The sequence below is a fragment of the Achromobacter insolitus genome (genome assembly GCF_002209555.1).
Classification (GTDB): Bacteria; Pseudomonadota; Gammaproteobacteria; order Burkholderiales; family Burkholderiaceae_B; genus Achromobacter; species Achromobacter insolitus.
Genome location: NZ_NJIF01000003.1, coordinates 60,263 through 74,945 on the forward strand (window position 1 = coordinate 60,263; position 14,683 = coordinate 74,945).

14 protein-coding genes are annotated in these 14,683 nt (G+C 63.9%); 12 read left to right on the plus strand and 2 right to left on the minus strand.

Annotation, left to right across the window (positions count from 1 at the left end; all coding sequences use genetic code 11):
* Nucleotides 1-62 precede the first annotated feature (62 nt).
* The 7 genes from CEY08_RS10580 to CEY08_RS10610 all read left to right on the plus strand — a co-directional run bounded on the left by CEY08_RS10580 (nucleotide 63) and on the right by CEY08_RS10610 (nucleotide 7,824).
* Nucleotides 63-1,148, plus strand: a complete 1,086-nt coding sequence (locus CEY08_RS10580) for an ABC transporter ATP-binding protein (protein ID WP_088607665.1) — start codon at nucleotides 63-65, stop codon at nucleotides 1,146-1,148.
* Nucleotides 1,148-2,236: an ABC transporter ATP-binding protein gene (locus CEY08_RS10585; RefSeq protein ID WP_076813777.1), complete on the plus strand. Its 1,089-nt coding sequence runs from the start codon at nucleotides 1,148-1,150 to the stop codon at nucleotides 2,234-2,236. Before CEY08_RS10580 ends, CEY08_RS10585 begins: the two co-directional genes overlap by 1 nt.
* Entirely contained in the window at nucleotides 2,233-3,123 is an 891-nt protein-coding gene (locus CEY08_RS10590) for a carbohydrate ABC transporter permease (protein ID WP_042793777.1), read from the plus strand. Before CEY08_RS10585 ends, CEY08_RS10590 begins: the two co-directional genes overlap by 4 nt.
* Nucleotides 3,116-3,928, plus strand: a complete 813-nt coding sequence (locus CEY08_RS10595; RefSeq protein ID WP_042793776.1) for a carbohydrate ABC transporter permease — start codon at nucleotides 3,116-3,118, stop codon at nucleotides 3,926-3,928. Before CEY08_RS10590 ends, CEY08_RS10595 begins: the two co-directional genes overlap by 8 nt.
* A gap of 27 nt (nucleotides 3,929-3,955) precedes the next feature.
* Nucleotides 3,956-4,264, plus strand: a complete 309-nt coding sequence (locus CEY08_RS10600; RefSeq protein ID WP_042793775.1) for a DUF2160 domain-containing protein — start codon at nucleotides 3,956-3,958, stop codon at nucleotides 4,262-4,264.
* A gap of 116 nt (nucleotides 4,265-4,380) precedes the next feature.
* Entirely contained in the window at nucleotides 4,381-6,111 is a 1,731-nt protein-coding gene (locus tag CEY08_RS10605; RefSeq protein ID WP_042793774.1) for an ABC transporter substrate-binding protein, read from the plus strand.
* Between the two features lie 75 nt (nucleotides 6,112-6,186).
* Nucleotides 6,187-7,824: an esterase/lipase family protein gene (locus CEY08_RS10610; RefSeq protein ID WP_126389611.1), complete on the plus strand. Its 1,638-nt coding sequence runs from the start codon at nucleotides 6,187-6,189 to the stop codon at nucleotides 7,822-7,824.
* Nucleotides 7,825-7,839: 15 nt separating this feature from the next.
* On the opposite strand, the gene CEY08_RS10615 is transcribed toward CEY08_RS10610, so the two are convergent.
* Nucleotides 7,840-8,742 carry a LysR family transcriptional regulator gene (locus CEY08_RS10615; RefSeq protein ID WP_042793773.1) on the minus strand — a complete coding sequence of 301 codons (903 nt, stop codon included), beginning with the start codon at nucleotides 8,740-8,742 and terminating at the stop codon, nucleotides 7,840-7,842.
* A gap of 108 nt (nucleotides 8,743-8,850) precedes the next feature.
* On the opposite strand from CEY08_RS10615, the gene CEY08_RS10620 reads away from it, so the two are divergent.
* Genes CEY08_RS10620 through CEY08_RS10640 form a run of 5 tightly spaced genes read left to right on the plus strand, consistent with a single transcriptional unit; the run spans nucleotide 8,851 to nucleotide 13,488 of the window.
* Entirely contained in the window at nucleotides 8,851-9,849 is a 999-nt protein-coding gene (locus CEY08_RS10620) for a Bug family tripartite tricarboxylate transporter substrate binding protein (protein WP_063640109.1), read from the plus strand.
* A gap of 42 nt (nucleotides 9,850-9,891) precedes the next feature.
* Entirely contained in the window at nucleotides 9,892-10,944 is a 1,053-nt protein-coding gene (locus CEY08_RS10625; protein ID WP_076813772.1) for an Ldh family oxidoreductase, read from the plus strand.
* A gap of 32 nt (nucleotides 10,945-10,976) precedes the next feature.
* Nucleotides 10,977-11,957 (plus strand): Bug family tripartite tricarboxylate transporter substrate binding protein, encoded by a 981-nt coding sequence (locus tag CEY08_RS10630; RefSeq protein WP_076813770.1) that lies wholly within the window; start codon nucleotides 10,977-10,979, stop codon nucleotides 11,955-11,957.
* A gap of 3 nt (nucleotides 11,958-11,960) precedes the next feature.
* Nucleotides 11,961-12,731: an MBL fold metallo-hydrolase gene (locus CEY08_RS10635; RefSeq protein ID WP_076813768.1), complete on the plus strand. Its 771-nt coding sequence runs from the start codon at nucleotides 11,961-11,963 to the stop codon at nucleotides 12,729-12,731.
* Between the two features lie 22 nt (nucleotides 12,732-12,753).
* Nucleotides 12,754-13,488 carry an ABC transporter substrate-binding protein gene (locus CEY08_RS10640; RefSeq protein ID WP_076813765.1) on the plus strand — a complete coding sequence of 245 codons (735 nt, stop codon included), beginning with the start codon at nucleotides 12,754-12,756 and terminating at the stop codon, nucleotides 13,486-13,488.
* Between the two features lie 19 nt (nucleotides 13,489-13,507).
* Here the strand turns inward: CEY08_RS10640 and CEY08_RS10645 are convergent, their stop codons facing one another.
* Entirely contained in the window at nucleotides 13,508-14,572 is a 1,065-nt protein-coding gene (locus CEY08_RS10645; protein WP_084738669.1) for a sensor domain-containing diguanylate cyclase, read from the minus strand.
* Nucleotides 14,573-14,683: the final 111 nt, after the last annotated feature.

The window sequence follows — 14,683 nt, forward strand, 5'->3', positions numbered from 1 at the left end:
TGTACCGAATACCGAAGTCCGCCGTAAGAAACAGGGACGTATAAGTAGGTAGAGGAGACCAGATGCAGCTGAACTTGGACGGGATAGGTTTGCGGGCAGGCTCGCAGATCCACCTGTATCCCATGAGCCTGGCCCCGGTCGAGGGCGCCATGACGGTATTGCTGGGGGCCACCCTGGCGGGCAAGACCTCGCTGATGCGCATCATGGCCGGGCTGGACCGACCCACCGAAGGCCGGGTCATAGCCGATGGCGCCGACGTGACCGGTGTGCCGGTACGGCAACGCAACGTCGCCATGGTCTACCAGCAGTTCATCAATTACCCGTCCATGTCGGTCTACGACAACATCGCTTCGCCGCTCAAGCTGCGCGGGGCCGCGGACATCGGTGAAAAAGTGCGCGCCATGGCGGCGCGGCTGCACATCGACCATCTGCTGGATCGCTACCCCTCCGAGCTGTCTGGCGGGCAGCAGCAGCGGGTGGCGCTGGCCCGGGCGCTGGCAAAGGACGCGCCGCTCATCCTGCTGGACGAACCCCTGGTCAACCTGGACTACAAGCTGCGCGAGGAATTGCGCGACGAACTGTCCGAATTGTTCGCCGAAGGGCGCTCCACGGTTGTTTACGCCACCACCGAACCGGGCGAAGCCTTGTTGCTTGGGGGCCACACGGCGGTACTGGATGCCGGCGAGCTGCTGCAATACGGGCCCACGGCCGAGGTTTTTCACCGGCCCAATTCCATACGCGTGGCCCGTGCCTTCAGCGATCCGCCCATGAATCTGTTCGGTGCCCGGCGCACCGATTCGGGCTTCGTGCTGCAAGGCGACCTGGCCGTGACACGCGCGCTGCCGCAGGGCGCCGCTACGGAAATCACGGCCGGCCTGCGCGCCGGCGCCCTGGACGTGGAGCCACGGCCGGGCCACCTCGTCCTGCCCGGAATCGTGAAGCTGGCCGAGATATCCGGGTCCGACACTTTCGTGCACGCGCAGACCGCGGCGGGCGATGTGGTGGCGCAACTGCCCGGTGTGCACCGATATACGCTGGACCAGCGCGTGCAGCTGTACTTCGATCCGGCGCAGACCTATGCCTTCGGCTCTGACGGCGCACTGCTGGCTGCGCCGCGGCAGCCGGCGGGCGCGGGGGAGGCGGCCTGATGGCGCAGATCGAGCTGGACCTGTCGCATTCCTATGTCGCGGACCCCAAAACCGACGAGGATTATGCGCTGCTGCCGCTGGCCTTCACTTTCAGGGACGGCGGGGCTTACGCCTTGCTGGGACCATCCGGTTGCGGCAAGACCACTTTGCTCAATTGCGTATCGGGCTTGTTGCGGCCGTCGCACGGCCGGATCCTGTTCGACGGCCAGGACGTGACGGATAAGACGCCGCAGGCGCGCAACATCGCCCAGGTGTTCCAGTTTCCCGTGGTGTACGACACCATGACGGTGGCCGAGAACCTGGCGTTTCCGCTGCGCAATCGCGGCATGGCGCCCAAGCTCATCCGCGAGCGCGTCGGCCGCATCGCTGAAATGCTGGAAATGTCCCAGGTGCTGGACCGGCGCGCCAGCGGGCTCACGGCCGACGCCAAGCAGAAGATCTCGCTGGGGCGCGGATTGGTGCGCAGCGACGTGTCGGCCATCCTCTTTGACGAACCGCTGACCGTTATCGATCCGCAGCTCAAGTGGGAGCTGCGCCGCAAGCTCAAGGAAATCCACCATGAGTTCAAACTGACGCTGATCTACGTCACGCACGACCAGACCGAGGCGCTGACTTTCGCGGACGAGGTCATGGTGATGGCGCGGGGCAGGGCCGTGCAGGTCGGGACGGCGGATGATCTGTTCCAGAGGCCGGCGCACACATTCGTTGGCCATTTCATAGGCTCGCCCGGCATGAATTTCCTGCCGGCGCAATGGCGCGACGGCGGGCTGGAGGTCGGCAGGAGCCGTATCGGCGGTTTGCCGGAAACGGTTGCGGCCACGCTGTCTGGTGCGGGCCCCGTGAAGCTGGGCGTGCGCCCGGAATACCTGCGCATCGCCGAGCCGGGCGCGCCCGGCGCCCTGGCCATGCGCGTGGAGCGGGTGCAGGACGTGGGCACGTACACATTGCTGGTCGCGGATTTCGAGGGCACGCCGGTACGGGCCCGGCTGGGCAGCAACGTCGTGCCGGCCGCGGTCGGCGGCACGGTCTGGCTGTCGGTATTGAATCCGCACACGTGCTTCTATCGCGACGAGGAGCTGATCCGATGAAACCCATAGATCACCGGGCCTGGTTCCTGGTCCTGCCCGTGGTGCTGTGCGTGGCGTTCTCGGCCATCCTGCCGCTGATGACCATCGTCAACTACTCGGTGCAGGACATCATTTCTCCCGAGCGCCGCGTCTTCGTCGGCACCGAGTGGTACGCGGCCGTGCTGCAGGACGAGGAACTGCACGGCGCCTTGCTGCGCCAGATCGGTTTTTCGCTGGCGGTCCTGGCCATCGAGATCCCGCTGGGCATCCTGTTGGCGCTGTCGATGCCCGCCAGCGGCTGGCGCGCGTCCGCGGTGCTGGTGATCATTGCGCTGTCGCTGCTGATCCCCTGGAACGTGGTCGGCACCATATGGCAGGTCTTCGGGCGCACCGATATCGGCCTGCTGGGCGCGGCGTTGTCCTGGATGGGGGTGGACTACAACTACACCGGCAACGACGTCGACGCCTGGGTCACGGTACTGATCATGGACGTCTGGCACTGGACGCCGCTGGTGGCGCTGCTTTGCTATGCGGGGCTGCGGGCCATTCCCGATGCCTATTACCAGGCGGCGCGCATCGACGGCGCGTCGCGCCTGGCGGTGTTCCGTTATATCCAGTTGCCCAAGATGCGCGGCGTGCTCATGATCGCGGTACTGCTGCGCTTCATGGACAGCTTCATGATCTATACCGAGCCTTTCGTGCTGACGGGCGGCGGACCCGGCAACGCCACGACCTTCCTGTCGCAGTACCTGACGCAGAAGGCGGTCGGCCAGTTCGACCTGGGGCCCGCCGCCGCCTTCTCCATCATTTATTTCCTGATCATCCTGCTCTTGTGCTTCATCCTCTACAACTGGATGCAGCGCGCCGGCACCACCGGCGGCTTCGACGAGGAGCGCGCAAATGCGTGAAAAAAATTCGTGGTGGCGCGGCGTTTTCCTGACTCTGTACCTGGTCTTTGCCATCCTGCCGCTGTACTGGATGCTGAACATGTCGTTCAAGACCAACACCGAGATCGTCAGCACCCTGACGCTATGGCCGCGCGACTTCACCTTCGAGCATTACCGCACGATCTTTACCGATCCGGCCTGGTACTCCGGCTACATCAATTCGCTGATCTACGTGGTCATCAATACCGTGATCTCGCTGGCCGTGGCCTTGCCCGCTGCCTATGCGTTCTCGCGCTACCGCTTCATCGGCGACAAGCATGTGTTCTTCTGGCTGCTTACCAACCGCATGACGCCGCCCGCGGTGTTCCTGCTGCCGTTTTTCCAGCTCTACAGCTCCTTCGGCCTGATGGACACCCATCTGGCGGTCGCGCTAGCGCACCTGGTATTCAACGTGCCGCTGGCGGTGTGGATCCTGGAAGGCTTCATGTCTGGCGTGCCGCGCGAAATCGACGAGACCGCCTACGTCGACGGCTATTCCTTTCCGCGCTTTTTCCTGACCATCTTCCTGCCGCTGATCAAGTCAGGGGTCGGGGTGGCGGCATTTTTCTGCTTCATGTTCAGTTGGGTGGAACTGCTGCTGGCGCGCACGCTCACCTCTGTCAATGCCAAACCCATCGTCGCCACCATGACCCGCACGGTGTCGGCCTCGGGCATGGACTGGGGCGTGCTGGCGGCGGCGGGCGTGCTGACCATCGTGCCGGGCGGCATCGTGATCTGGTTCGTGCGGCACTACATCGCGAAGGGCTTCGCGATGGGCCGCGTGTAGGGCAAGGGATTCCGGGAGAGCGCGATCATGTTCAGCTGGATGGTATGGACTACGCCAGTCGCCGTGTTCTTCTCCTGCATCGTCCTGATGCTGGTGGGCATGACGGTGTGGGAACTGAAATCGCCCACGGCCGAGCGCAAGGGCTTTTTGCCTCTGCGCACCACCCGCGGCGACCGCCTCTTCATCGGCCTGATGGCCGCGGCCTGGCTCAACCTGGCATTCCTGGGATTCGGGCAGAAGGCGACGGAATGGTTTTCACTGGACGAGCCGCCATCGGTGTGGATCAGCTTTATTGCTTCCATGCTGCTGCTGGCGCTCATCATGAGGAAGGGCTGAAGAGGGGCGCAAGACCCCTTGCATATTCAAGCGGTTGGTAAGGACTATCGGCCAGCGTCTTCCCCGGCCAGCGGTCCGCAGCACATGATGGGGAAGATTTATCGAGGAGACAGGTCATGAAATTGCGCATGCACGCCATGGCGGCCGCTATCGCCCTGATCGGGACTACGGCGGCCTGGGCCGGCGAGCCGGAAGCGAAGAAGTGGGTCGATTCGGAGTTCCAGCCTTCATCGCTGTCCAAGGACCAGCAGATGGCCGAGATGAAATGGTTCATCGACGCCGCCGCCAAGCTCAAGGCTAAAGGGGTGAACGAAATCAGCGTGGTGTCCGAAACCATCACCACGCACGAGTACGAGTCCAAGACGCTCGCCAAGGCCTTTTCCGAGATCACGGGCATCAAGGTCAACCACGACCTGATCCAGGAAGGCGACGTGGTCGAGAAGCTGCAGACTTCCATGCAGTCCGGCAAGTCCATCTACGACGGCTGGATTTCCGATTCCGACCTGATCGGCACGCACTACCGCTACGGCGCCATCCTGCCGCTGTCGGACTACATGGCCGGCGCGGGCAAGGAATGGACCAATCCCAACCTGGACCTCAAGGACTTCATCGGCACCAAGTTCACCACGGCGCCTGACGGCAAGCTCTACCAGCTGCCCGACCAGCAGTTCGCCAACGTGTACTGGTTCCGGGCCGACTGGTTCGCCCGCCAGGACCTGAAGGACAAATTCAAGGCCAAGTACGGCTACGAATTGGGCGTGCCCACCAACTGGTCCGCCTACGAGGACATCGCCGACTTCTTCTCCAACGACGTCAAGGAACTGGACGGCAAGAAGGTCTACGGCCACATGGACTACGGCAAGAAGGACCCGTCCCTGGGCTGGCGCTTTACCGACGCGTGGCTGTCCATGGCCGGCGCCGCCGACAAGGGGCTGCCCAACGGGATGCCGGTGGACGAGTGGGGAATACGCGTGGCCGACGACAAGTGCACGCCGGTGGGCGCCTCGGTGGCGCGCGGCGGTGCCACCAACAGCCCGGCCGCCGTTTATGCCCTGACCAAGTACGTAGACTGGATGAAGAAGTACGCCCCGCAGCAGGCCATGGGCATGACCTTTTCGGAATCCGGCCCCGTACCCGCCCAGGGCCAGATCGCCCAGCAGATCTTCTGGTACACGGCCTTTACCGCCGACATGACCAAGAAGGGCCTGCCGGTCGTCAATGACGACGGCACTCCGAAGTGGCGCATGGCCCCGTCGCCCTACGGCCCGTACTGGAAGGACGGCATGCAAAACGGCTACCAGGACGTGGGTTCGTGGACCTTCTTCAAGTCCACCAATCCCGACAAGCTCGCAGCAGCCTGGCTGTATGCGCAGTTCGTCACGTCCAAGTCGGTGTCGCTGAAGAAGTCCATCACCGGCCTGACGTTCATCCGCGACAGCGACATCAATAGCGAGTTCTTCACCAAGAACGCGGCGAACTACGGCGGCCTGATCGAGTTCTACCGCAGCCCGGCGCGCGTGGCCTGGACGCCCACTGGCAACAACGTCCCGGACTATCCCAAGCTCGCGCAGCTGTGGTGGAAGAACGTCGCCACCGCCGTCACGGGCGAAAAGACCCCGCAGGCCGCCATGGACAACCTGGCCAATGAGATGGATCAGGTCATGGCGCGCCTGGAACGGGCAGGGATGGCGCAGTGCGCGCCCAAGCTCAATCCCAAGAGCGATCCCAGCAAGTGGCTGTCGGACCAGCATGCGCCATGGAAGAAGCTGGCCAACGAAAAGCCCAAGGGCGAAACCATCGCCTACGAGAAGCTGCTGGACGCCTGGAAGCAGGGGAAGGTGAGGTAAGGCAGGGCACCTTACGGGAAAAGCGCCGCTGGAATGCGGCGCTTTTTTTGGCCTGGAATGTTGCGGCCATCGTGAGTGAAGCGGACTCTCAAGGCGGCTTGTGGCGAACGATCTGATTTGATAGATTTTCTTTCTATTAGTTACTTTGGCCTTCAGGCACAGATGGAATCAACCGTACCTTTGCAGAGTTCTCCGGCGCTAGCTGCTCTCCTTGCCGTTCCACTGGCCTTGATGGGCGGATTCCTGGCGACGGGTGGCGGCGTTTTCTTGATCTGGAGCGTGAAGCTTTTGCTGAGTGCGCTTTTTTCGATCCCGGATCAGTTCATTTACGCGTTCAAGCATCGCCGCGCCATCCTGTTTTCCGTTGGTAGCCAATTTCGAAATTTTGCGTATCGGCGCACGGGGCAGGAAATGGCGGAGGCAAGCATCCGTCTATTGAGTGAGACGCCCTGCGGCCAGTCTCTCCAAAGTCATGACCGACTTCGGACAGCCCTCATTATTCCCGGCACTTGGAGCGGGCCCAAGTACGACTGGGGGCGGTGGGATCAATGCCGAAAGCGCCTTGAGTCCGCTGGCTTGACGGTGTACGGCCTGTGCTGGGAGTCCGGAAACAAGCAGCTATCGCGAAGCGTCGCTGCGGGGAACATCAGAAAGTGGCTTCATGAGGCCAAGTTTCCATTGAATACGGTGGCGCTTATCGGCCATTCGTATGGCGGCCTAGTGGCGGCAATGGCGGCCAATCATCCCGCAGTTGAACGGGCGGTCACGATTGCTGCGCCATTCGTCTCGTTGAGGAAGTTGACGATTGAAGAAATCGGCTCTGGAGGGATGGCGGTATTTAGTCGGTTCGTTCTGTTGATAGTTGTGTTCTTTGGTTTATTGGCCAGCGCGCCGTATACGGGTTTGGACGCGCTGTGGCCAACCATTTCCTGGAGTACATGGGAATCAGTGACGATCGCTGTCGGTGTTGCGGTTCTTGATTTCGCCCGCACGGTTGCCGGCATTGTGGGGGCTTGGTCACGGTGGCGGCTCATAGCGGACGAGCTGCCTGCCGCGCGCAGGGTGATAGCTTTGCGGGTGGACGAAGATGAAATCTTGGACGAGATGCTGGACGCTTCCGCTAATGCAGCTGTCGAACCCGGAAGCAGCTTGGCTTTTGTGAAACAAGAGTCGCTGCGCAGGGAGCAGTTCAGGAAGTGGTCTTTGCCTCTATATGTTTGGTGTGTTGTTTTGGAACTAATTTGGCTAGCCGCAACAACCAAAGGAAAGGCCCTTTGGGTGGAATCGGTCATGCTCTATGGGCTGGGCGCAGTTTTGCGCGGTTTTTTCTACGTTACCGCTTTCGTCATCCTGCTCGCATGCGCAAGGAGCATCAGCAAGACGGCTCTGGATGTTCATGCTTTGATGCGCGATCTGCTCGGCTTGGTGGATTATGCTGCGCTGCTCCGATTCAATCGCCGAAAAATGGTCGCGCGGATCGCCGGCCTCAGCAGCTATGAACTGCTGGTTCACGGCGCGAGCATCGAAGCTAGTCACGGGCCCGGTTGCGAACAGCGCAGAGTCGACATGCCTAATGGGCGTTGGACCCTGCGAGATGGCAGGCGATCCTTGATGAATGGCCGGCATTCGAAAGCGATTGAAGATGCAACGATGGCAAAGGCGGTATTGGACGCGCTCGGTTTGGCACCGACGTCTGGATCATGCGGGCCCTAATCAGGGAATCACCGCTCAAGCATCCTGGCGCTCTCCGACCCGAGCCGCCAGCAGGTCGTAGAACAGCTTGGCCACGGGGTTGATTTCCTTGCCCCGGCAATGGATCAATCCTATGGTCCGGGTAATGGCGGGCTCGCGCAGCGGCACGCTCACCAGGTCGGCGTGTTCGCCGGCGGGCATGGCCAGCCTCGGCACCACGCCCACTCCCAGGCCCGCCTCGACCATGCTGACCAGCGCCGGCACGTGCTGGACTTCGCAGAAATGGCGGGGCCGCACGCCGGTGTGCGCCAGCGCCTGGTCTATCAGGAAGCGGTTGCCGCTGCCCTGAGCCAGGCTGATATACGGATAGGCGTCCAGATCCGCCCAGGTCACCGAATCCCTGGCAGCGAACGGATGCTGGCGGCTGACAGCCGCCACGAACGGCTCTTCCAGCAAGGGTTTGAATTCGATGTCGGCATCGTTGGCGCCAATATAAGTGAGCCCGAAATCGGCGTCCCCGCGGGCGACCGCAGTCAGGATCTGGGATGAGGATTCATCAATGATCCGGATGCGGATGCGAGGGTACTGCTCGTGATAGCTGCGGATCACGCCGGGCAGGAAATAGGCCACCGCGGATGGTACGCACGCGATGGTGACCAGGCCGGACAGGCGCTCCGCGACGTCCTGTATGCCGACCAAGGCGCTTTCCAGTTCATTGAGCACATTGCGTGCGCGCGGCACGAAGCCGCGGCCTATGGTCGTCAGTTCGACTTTGCGGGTGGTGCGTGTCAAAAGTTGTACACCCAGCGCGGCTTCCAGCTTGTCGGCGCGGCGGGACAGGGCGGACTGCGATAGATGCAGGGCTTCCGACGCGGCGCGGAAACTGCCGAGATCGGCAACGGCAAGAAAGGCGCGCAAATCCGCCAAATCGAATTTCATGCGTTTTCGTCAAAAATTGATCTAATTTTTGCACTTTACTCTATTGTGCGCGCTGCGCATCATGTCTCCCAAGCCGCCTTGAGCGCGGCACATACAGGAGACAAACTCATGATTCGGGTCCGCCGTCCACGCCGGCAATTTGCCTTCGCGCTTGCCTGCGCGTCATTGATGGCGCTTTCGGCGCCGGCCTCCCGGGCGCAGGGCGGAGACTGGCCCCAGCGCCCGATCCGCCTGCTGGTGCCTTACGGTCCCGGCGGCAGTTCGGATGTGGTGGCGCGCGCCGTGGCCGTGGAGATGTCGCGGGATCTCGGCAAGCAGGTCATCGTCGAAAACAAGGGAGGCGGGCAGGGGATGATTGCCACGGTCGAAGCGGCGCGGGCCGCGCCCGACGGCTACACCCTCATCCTGGGCCATGTGGGAACGCTGGCGGTCAACCCCTCCATGGTGTCCAAATTGCCCTATGACCCGCGCCGCGACTTTGCCCCTATCGTCCTGTTGGCGAAGCTGCCCATGGTGTTCGCGGTGGGCGGCAAGGTGCAGGCGTCCACATTGCCTGAATTCGTGGCGTTGGCTCGCACCCGGCCAGGGGCCTTGAACTACGGGTCCGCCGGCAACGGCAGCGCGGGCCATCTGGCGTTCGAGATGCTCAAGACGGCGACGGGGATCGATGTCGTGCACGTGCCCTACAAAGGCACGGGCGCGCAGGTGACCGATCTGCTGGCGGGCAATATCGACGCCGCAGCGGCCGGCACGCCTGGACTGCTGCCGCACGCCCAGGCGGGCAAGATCCGCATCGTGGCGGTGGGGTCGGCACGGCGCCTGTCCGTGCTCCCCGATGTGCCCACGGTGGCGGAGCAGGGCTATCCAGGTTTCGAAAGCTCGCAGTGGTTCGGCCTGCTGGCGCCTGCGGGCACGCCGGCCCCCGTCATCGAGCGTCTGCACCAGGCCGCGCTCAAGGCACTGCAGACCGATTCCGTGCGCGAACGCCTGGCGCACGACGCGAGCGAGGCGTCCGGCGCCGGACCGGCCGAATTTGCCGCCTTCATCGACACCGAAGAGAAGCGCTGGGGGCAGGTGGTGCGCAGCGCCCGCCTGTCCGCCGAATGATCCCTTTCCACGTATTCCCATTCCCATCCGAGATGCACTGCCATGAGTAGCCAAAAGCAAGACCCGATCCTTATCCCCGAAGAGGAGCTGACCCAGCTTGGCATACGCGCGTTCGAAAGCCTGGGGCTGCCTGCCCAGGACGCCGCCGACGTCGTCCAGGTGTTGGTGCTGGCGGACCTGTTCGGCCTGTCCACCCATGGCCTGAGCCGGATCGAATCGTACGGCGAGCGCCTGCAGGTGGGCGGCATCAATCCTCGCGCCCGCATTCAGGTGCAGCGCCCCGCGCCCGGCCTGTGCCTGGTCGATGGCGACAACGGCGTCGGGCCCCTGGTCGGCATGCACGCGCTGCGCGCCGCCATGCTGGCCGCCAGCGAGTGCGGGGTCGGCATGGCGTTCGCCCGGCAGAGCAACCATTTCGGCCCCATCTCTCCCTATGGCTTGATTGCGGCGCAAGCAGGTTACGCCAGCATCATCGGCAGCAATGCCACCACCACCATTGCGCCCTGGGGCGGGACCGATGCCCGCGTGGGCAACAGCCCTATCGGCTTTGGCGTGCCCAACCCGGAGGGAACGCACTTTCTGCTGGACATGGCCATGAGCGTGGTGGCTCGCGCCAAGATCCGCAATGCCCTGAAAGCCGGGCAACAGATTCCGGACTCCTGGGCCACGGACGCGGCGGGCCAGCCGACAACCAGTCCTAAAGATGCGCTCGACGGCTTTCTGCTTCCCATCGGCGGGCACAAGGGCTACGGCCTGGCCTTGATGGTCGACCTGTTCGCCGGCTTGCTGTCGAACGCGGCATATCTGACGCATGTGAAGTCGTGGGTGGACGCGCCCGATCAGCCGCAGAACCTCGGCCACTTTTTCCTGCTGATCGATACCCGCAAGCTGGGTTCGACGCAATGGCTGGCTCGGCGCATGGCCGACTTCGCGCAGATCCTGCATGGCAGCGCGCCGGCGGATCCCGCGCGCCCGGTCATCCAGCCCGGCGAAATTGAACTGGCGAAGATGGCGCGCCAGAAGGAGCAGGGCATCGCGCTGGACGCCGAGGTCCTGGCGTTGTTGCGCCGCCATGCGGATTCCCTGCCGGCCTGATACGGGCGGGTGGCAGCATTTCGGAGACAGACATGAAATACAGAGCCGTAGTCACGGCCATGATGGCGGGAGTGCTGGGCATGGCGGCCGGGGGCGCAGTGTTGGCGTCGGGCTACCCCAGCAAGCCGGTGCGCGTGATCGTGCCTTATGTCGCGGGCGGCGCGGCGGACATTACCGCCCGCGTGATCGCGCAAAAGCTGTCGGTCAGCATGGGCGCAACCTTTGTCGTGGAGAACAAGCCGGGCGCCAACGGCATGATAGGCACCGATTTTGTCGCGAAGGCGGCGCCTGACGGCTATACCCTGCTGCTGGATGCGAGCGGGCCGTTGGTGGTGAATCCCTCGCTCTACAAGAAGACGCCCTACGATCCCGTCGCGGATCTCGCGCCGATCAGCCAGATCACCAGCTACCAGTACGTCTTGGTTGTGCCACAGCAATCGCCGATACGCAGCGTCGACGACCTGATTGCCGCGGCGCGCGCCAAGCCGGGGCAGGTGAGTTATGGCTCGGCGGGCGTGGGGGCGGGTGGGCATCTGGCGGGCGAGCTGCTCGCGGTGACGACGCAGACCCAGCTTGCGCATATTCCCTACAAGGGCAATGCGCAGGCGCTGACCGACGTGCTAGGCGGCCAATTGAGCTTTACGTTCGATACGGTGGTGACCGCGACGCCGCATCTGCGTTCCGGCAAGCTGCGCGGCTACGCGGTAACCGGCCCGCGACGCGCGCCAGGGCTGCCGGACATCCCGACGATGGAGGAACTGGGCTACAAGGATTTCGTGGTCACGCAGTTCCAGGGTTTGTTGGCGCCGGCCGGCACCGATCCCGCCATCCTGTCGCGCCTGCACGAGGAAGTGGTAAAGGCCGCCCGGCAGCCAGACGTGATCCAGAAGCTCCAGACGGAAGGCGGCAATGAAATCGTCGCCGGCACACCTCAGGAGTTCGCGCGACTCATCCAGGAAGACCTGCAGCGCTACCGCAAGCTGATCGCGGATGCCCATGTCCAGGCGGAGTAGGCCATGTACGACATCGAGGTATTGATACAAGGCTATCCGGGACGCTCGTTGTGCCATGGCGGATTGGGCTGGAGCACCACCACGCTGTTGCGGGGCGGCGGCCGCCACATCCTGGTCGACGTCGGCGCCTTCGGGGTGCGCCATCTGCTGGGCCAGCACCTGAGCCGCTGCGGGGTCGGCGCTGCAGATGTCACCGACGTGGTGCTGACGCATGCGCATTACGACCACGCGGTCAACTTCACGCTGTTTCCCAATGCCACCGTCTGGATCGGCGAACTCGAACTCGCCTGGGCCGCAGCCCAGCCCGCCGGGTTCAATCCGCTGCCCGAGCTGTACGTGCGCGAATTGGCCTCATCGGAACGTGTCCGGCGCATCCGCGATGGGGATGAATTCCTGCCGCACCTGCGGGCGATAGCGTCGCCCGGGCATACGCCGGGCCACTTGCTGTTTTATGTCGACGATGGCCGGCAAACCGTTCTGTTCACCGGCGATGCTGCAAAGAACCGGGCCGAACTGCTTTCGGGCACCGTCAACGATACCGCCGACATGGACGCGAGCCGCGCCACGTTGGCTCGCATCTGGGCACTGTGGCGCCAAGCCCCCGGAACGCTGCTGGTCCCGGGCCATGATCTGGGCATGAAGCTCGACCCGGAGGGGCGGCCCGTCTACGTCGGCGAACGCCACGCGGCGCTCAACGCCTGGTTTGGCGACACGCTGGAGCCGACGCGCATTGACCTCTGCTGCGGCGGCATCCTGAACCGACGCAACTCATGATCTCCAACCTGTGTACACACCCATGCATCTGAACCCGAAGTTAGTCTCGACCTTTGCGCCGACCGGCCGGCTGAGAGCCTCCATCAACCTGGGCAATCCCATCCTCGCGGGGCGCGACGCGTCAGGCGCGCCAGCGGGCGTTTCCGTGGATCTGGCGCGCGCCTTCGCGCAACGGCTCGACGTCCCCCTGGACCTGGTCGTGCTGGACAGCGCCGGGGCTTCCGTGGAGACCGTGACGGGGGAAGACGCCGACATCGGCTTTTTCGCCATCGATCCCTTGCGCGCCACCGGCATTGCGTTTACCGACGCCTATGTCCTGATCCAGGGCGCCTACCTGGTGCGCGAGGATTCTCCCTTGCGCACACTGGACGAGGTCGATCGCGGAGGGCATCGCGTCACTGTCGGGCAGGGCAGCGCATACGACCTGTATCTGACCCGTGAACTGAAGCGGGCGACCATCACGCGCGCACCTACCTCGCCTGCCGTGGTCGACACGTTTCTCGCCGAGGGCACAGACGTGGCAGCGGGCGTCCTGCAGCAGTTGGAGGCGGATGCCAGGCGGCTCCCGGGATTGAGGCTGTTGCCCGGCAGCTTCATGACCATACGCCAGGCCATGGGTGCGCCCAAGAGCCGCGGTGCGCAGGCCATGAAGGCGCTGGCGGATTTTGTTGAAGAGATGAAGGCCAGCGGTTTTGTCGGAAACGCCTTGCGCCGCCATGGCATACAAGGCGCCGCGGTGGCGCCCGCCGCAGCCTGAGGAGTGCCGCATTCGGCCGCTAGTGAATGACGCGCGCCGTCTTGCGCGCACGCTTGACTTCGTACATGCGGGCGTCGGCCAGGCGGACAGCGGCCTCGGCGTCCAGGCCGTTGGGGTCCAATGCGACGACGCCGACGCTGGCGCCTTCGTAGGGCACGACATGTTCGCCAAGCTGGTAGCGCCCGACCGTGGCCGCGGTGGCGCGCTCTTCCAGGGAGCGCGCGGCTTCTTCCGCATCGCCGCGTTGGGCGGCGGCGCCGTGGCCGCCATGCGGCCCGTCGCCCAAGGCCAGGGCCGGGCCCGGGCCGATCAGCACGAATTCGTCGCCGCCTAGCCGTCCCAGCATGTCCGAGCCGCGCAGGGCTGCGGCGATGCGGCGCGACACTTCCTGCAGGAACAGGTCGCCGTGCTGGTGGCCGTACACGTCATTGATGCCCTTGAAGCCGTCGAGGTCGATGACGCCCACCAGCACGCTGCCGCCTTCGCGGATGGCGCGTGCCTGCAGCCGATCCAGCGCTTCATAGATAGCGCGGCGGTTAGGCAGGCTGGTCAGCGCGTCGGTCAGCGCATAGGACATGAGCTGGACATTGGCCGCATGCAGTTGCTCCATCAGCATTTCGCGTTCCAGGAAGCCGGCGATGACGCTGGAGAACAGTTTCAGCACGGATTCCGCCTGCGGTTCGATCTGGTGCCGTCCGGCGCTGGCGGCGCACAGCGTGCCGAACAGGACGCCGTCGTCCGAGCGCACCGGCGCGCTCAGGTAGGTTTGTATGCCCAGTTGCCGCGCCGCGTCGGAATCCGGCCAGCAGCTGGAGACATCGCTGGTGCACATGCGTCCTTCGTCCAGTGCGCGCTTGCATAGCGTGTCGTCCCAGGGCACGGACAGGCCTTCGGGAATCTGGAGTTGTCCCGCATTGCGCGCGTAACGGATGTGCTGAAGATCCGCCTTCAGGTCGATGGAAGTGAGATAGGTGGATTCCAGGCCGGTCACTGCGCCCAGCATGTCCAGCAGCGGACGCGTCAGTTGTTCGACTGATTTGGCCTGCGGCAGGGCGGTCGAGAGTTCGGCAAGTATCGGATCCAGCACGGTGTCTCCGGGATGGGTGGGCGTAGGGAGTCGAAGCCCATTCTTCCAAGACGGAGCGCGGGCCGGCATGCCCTTCATTATGCACGCAGGGCGATGGGTTGCATGGAA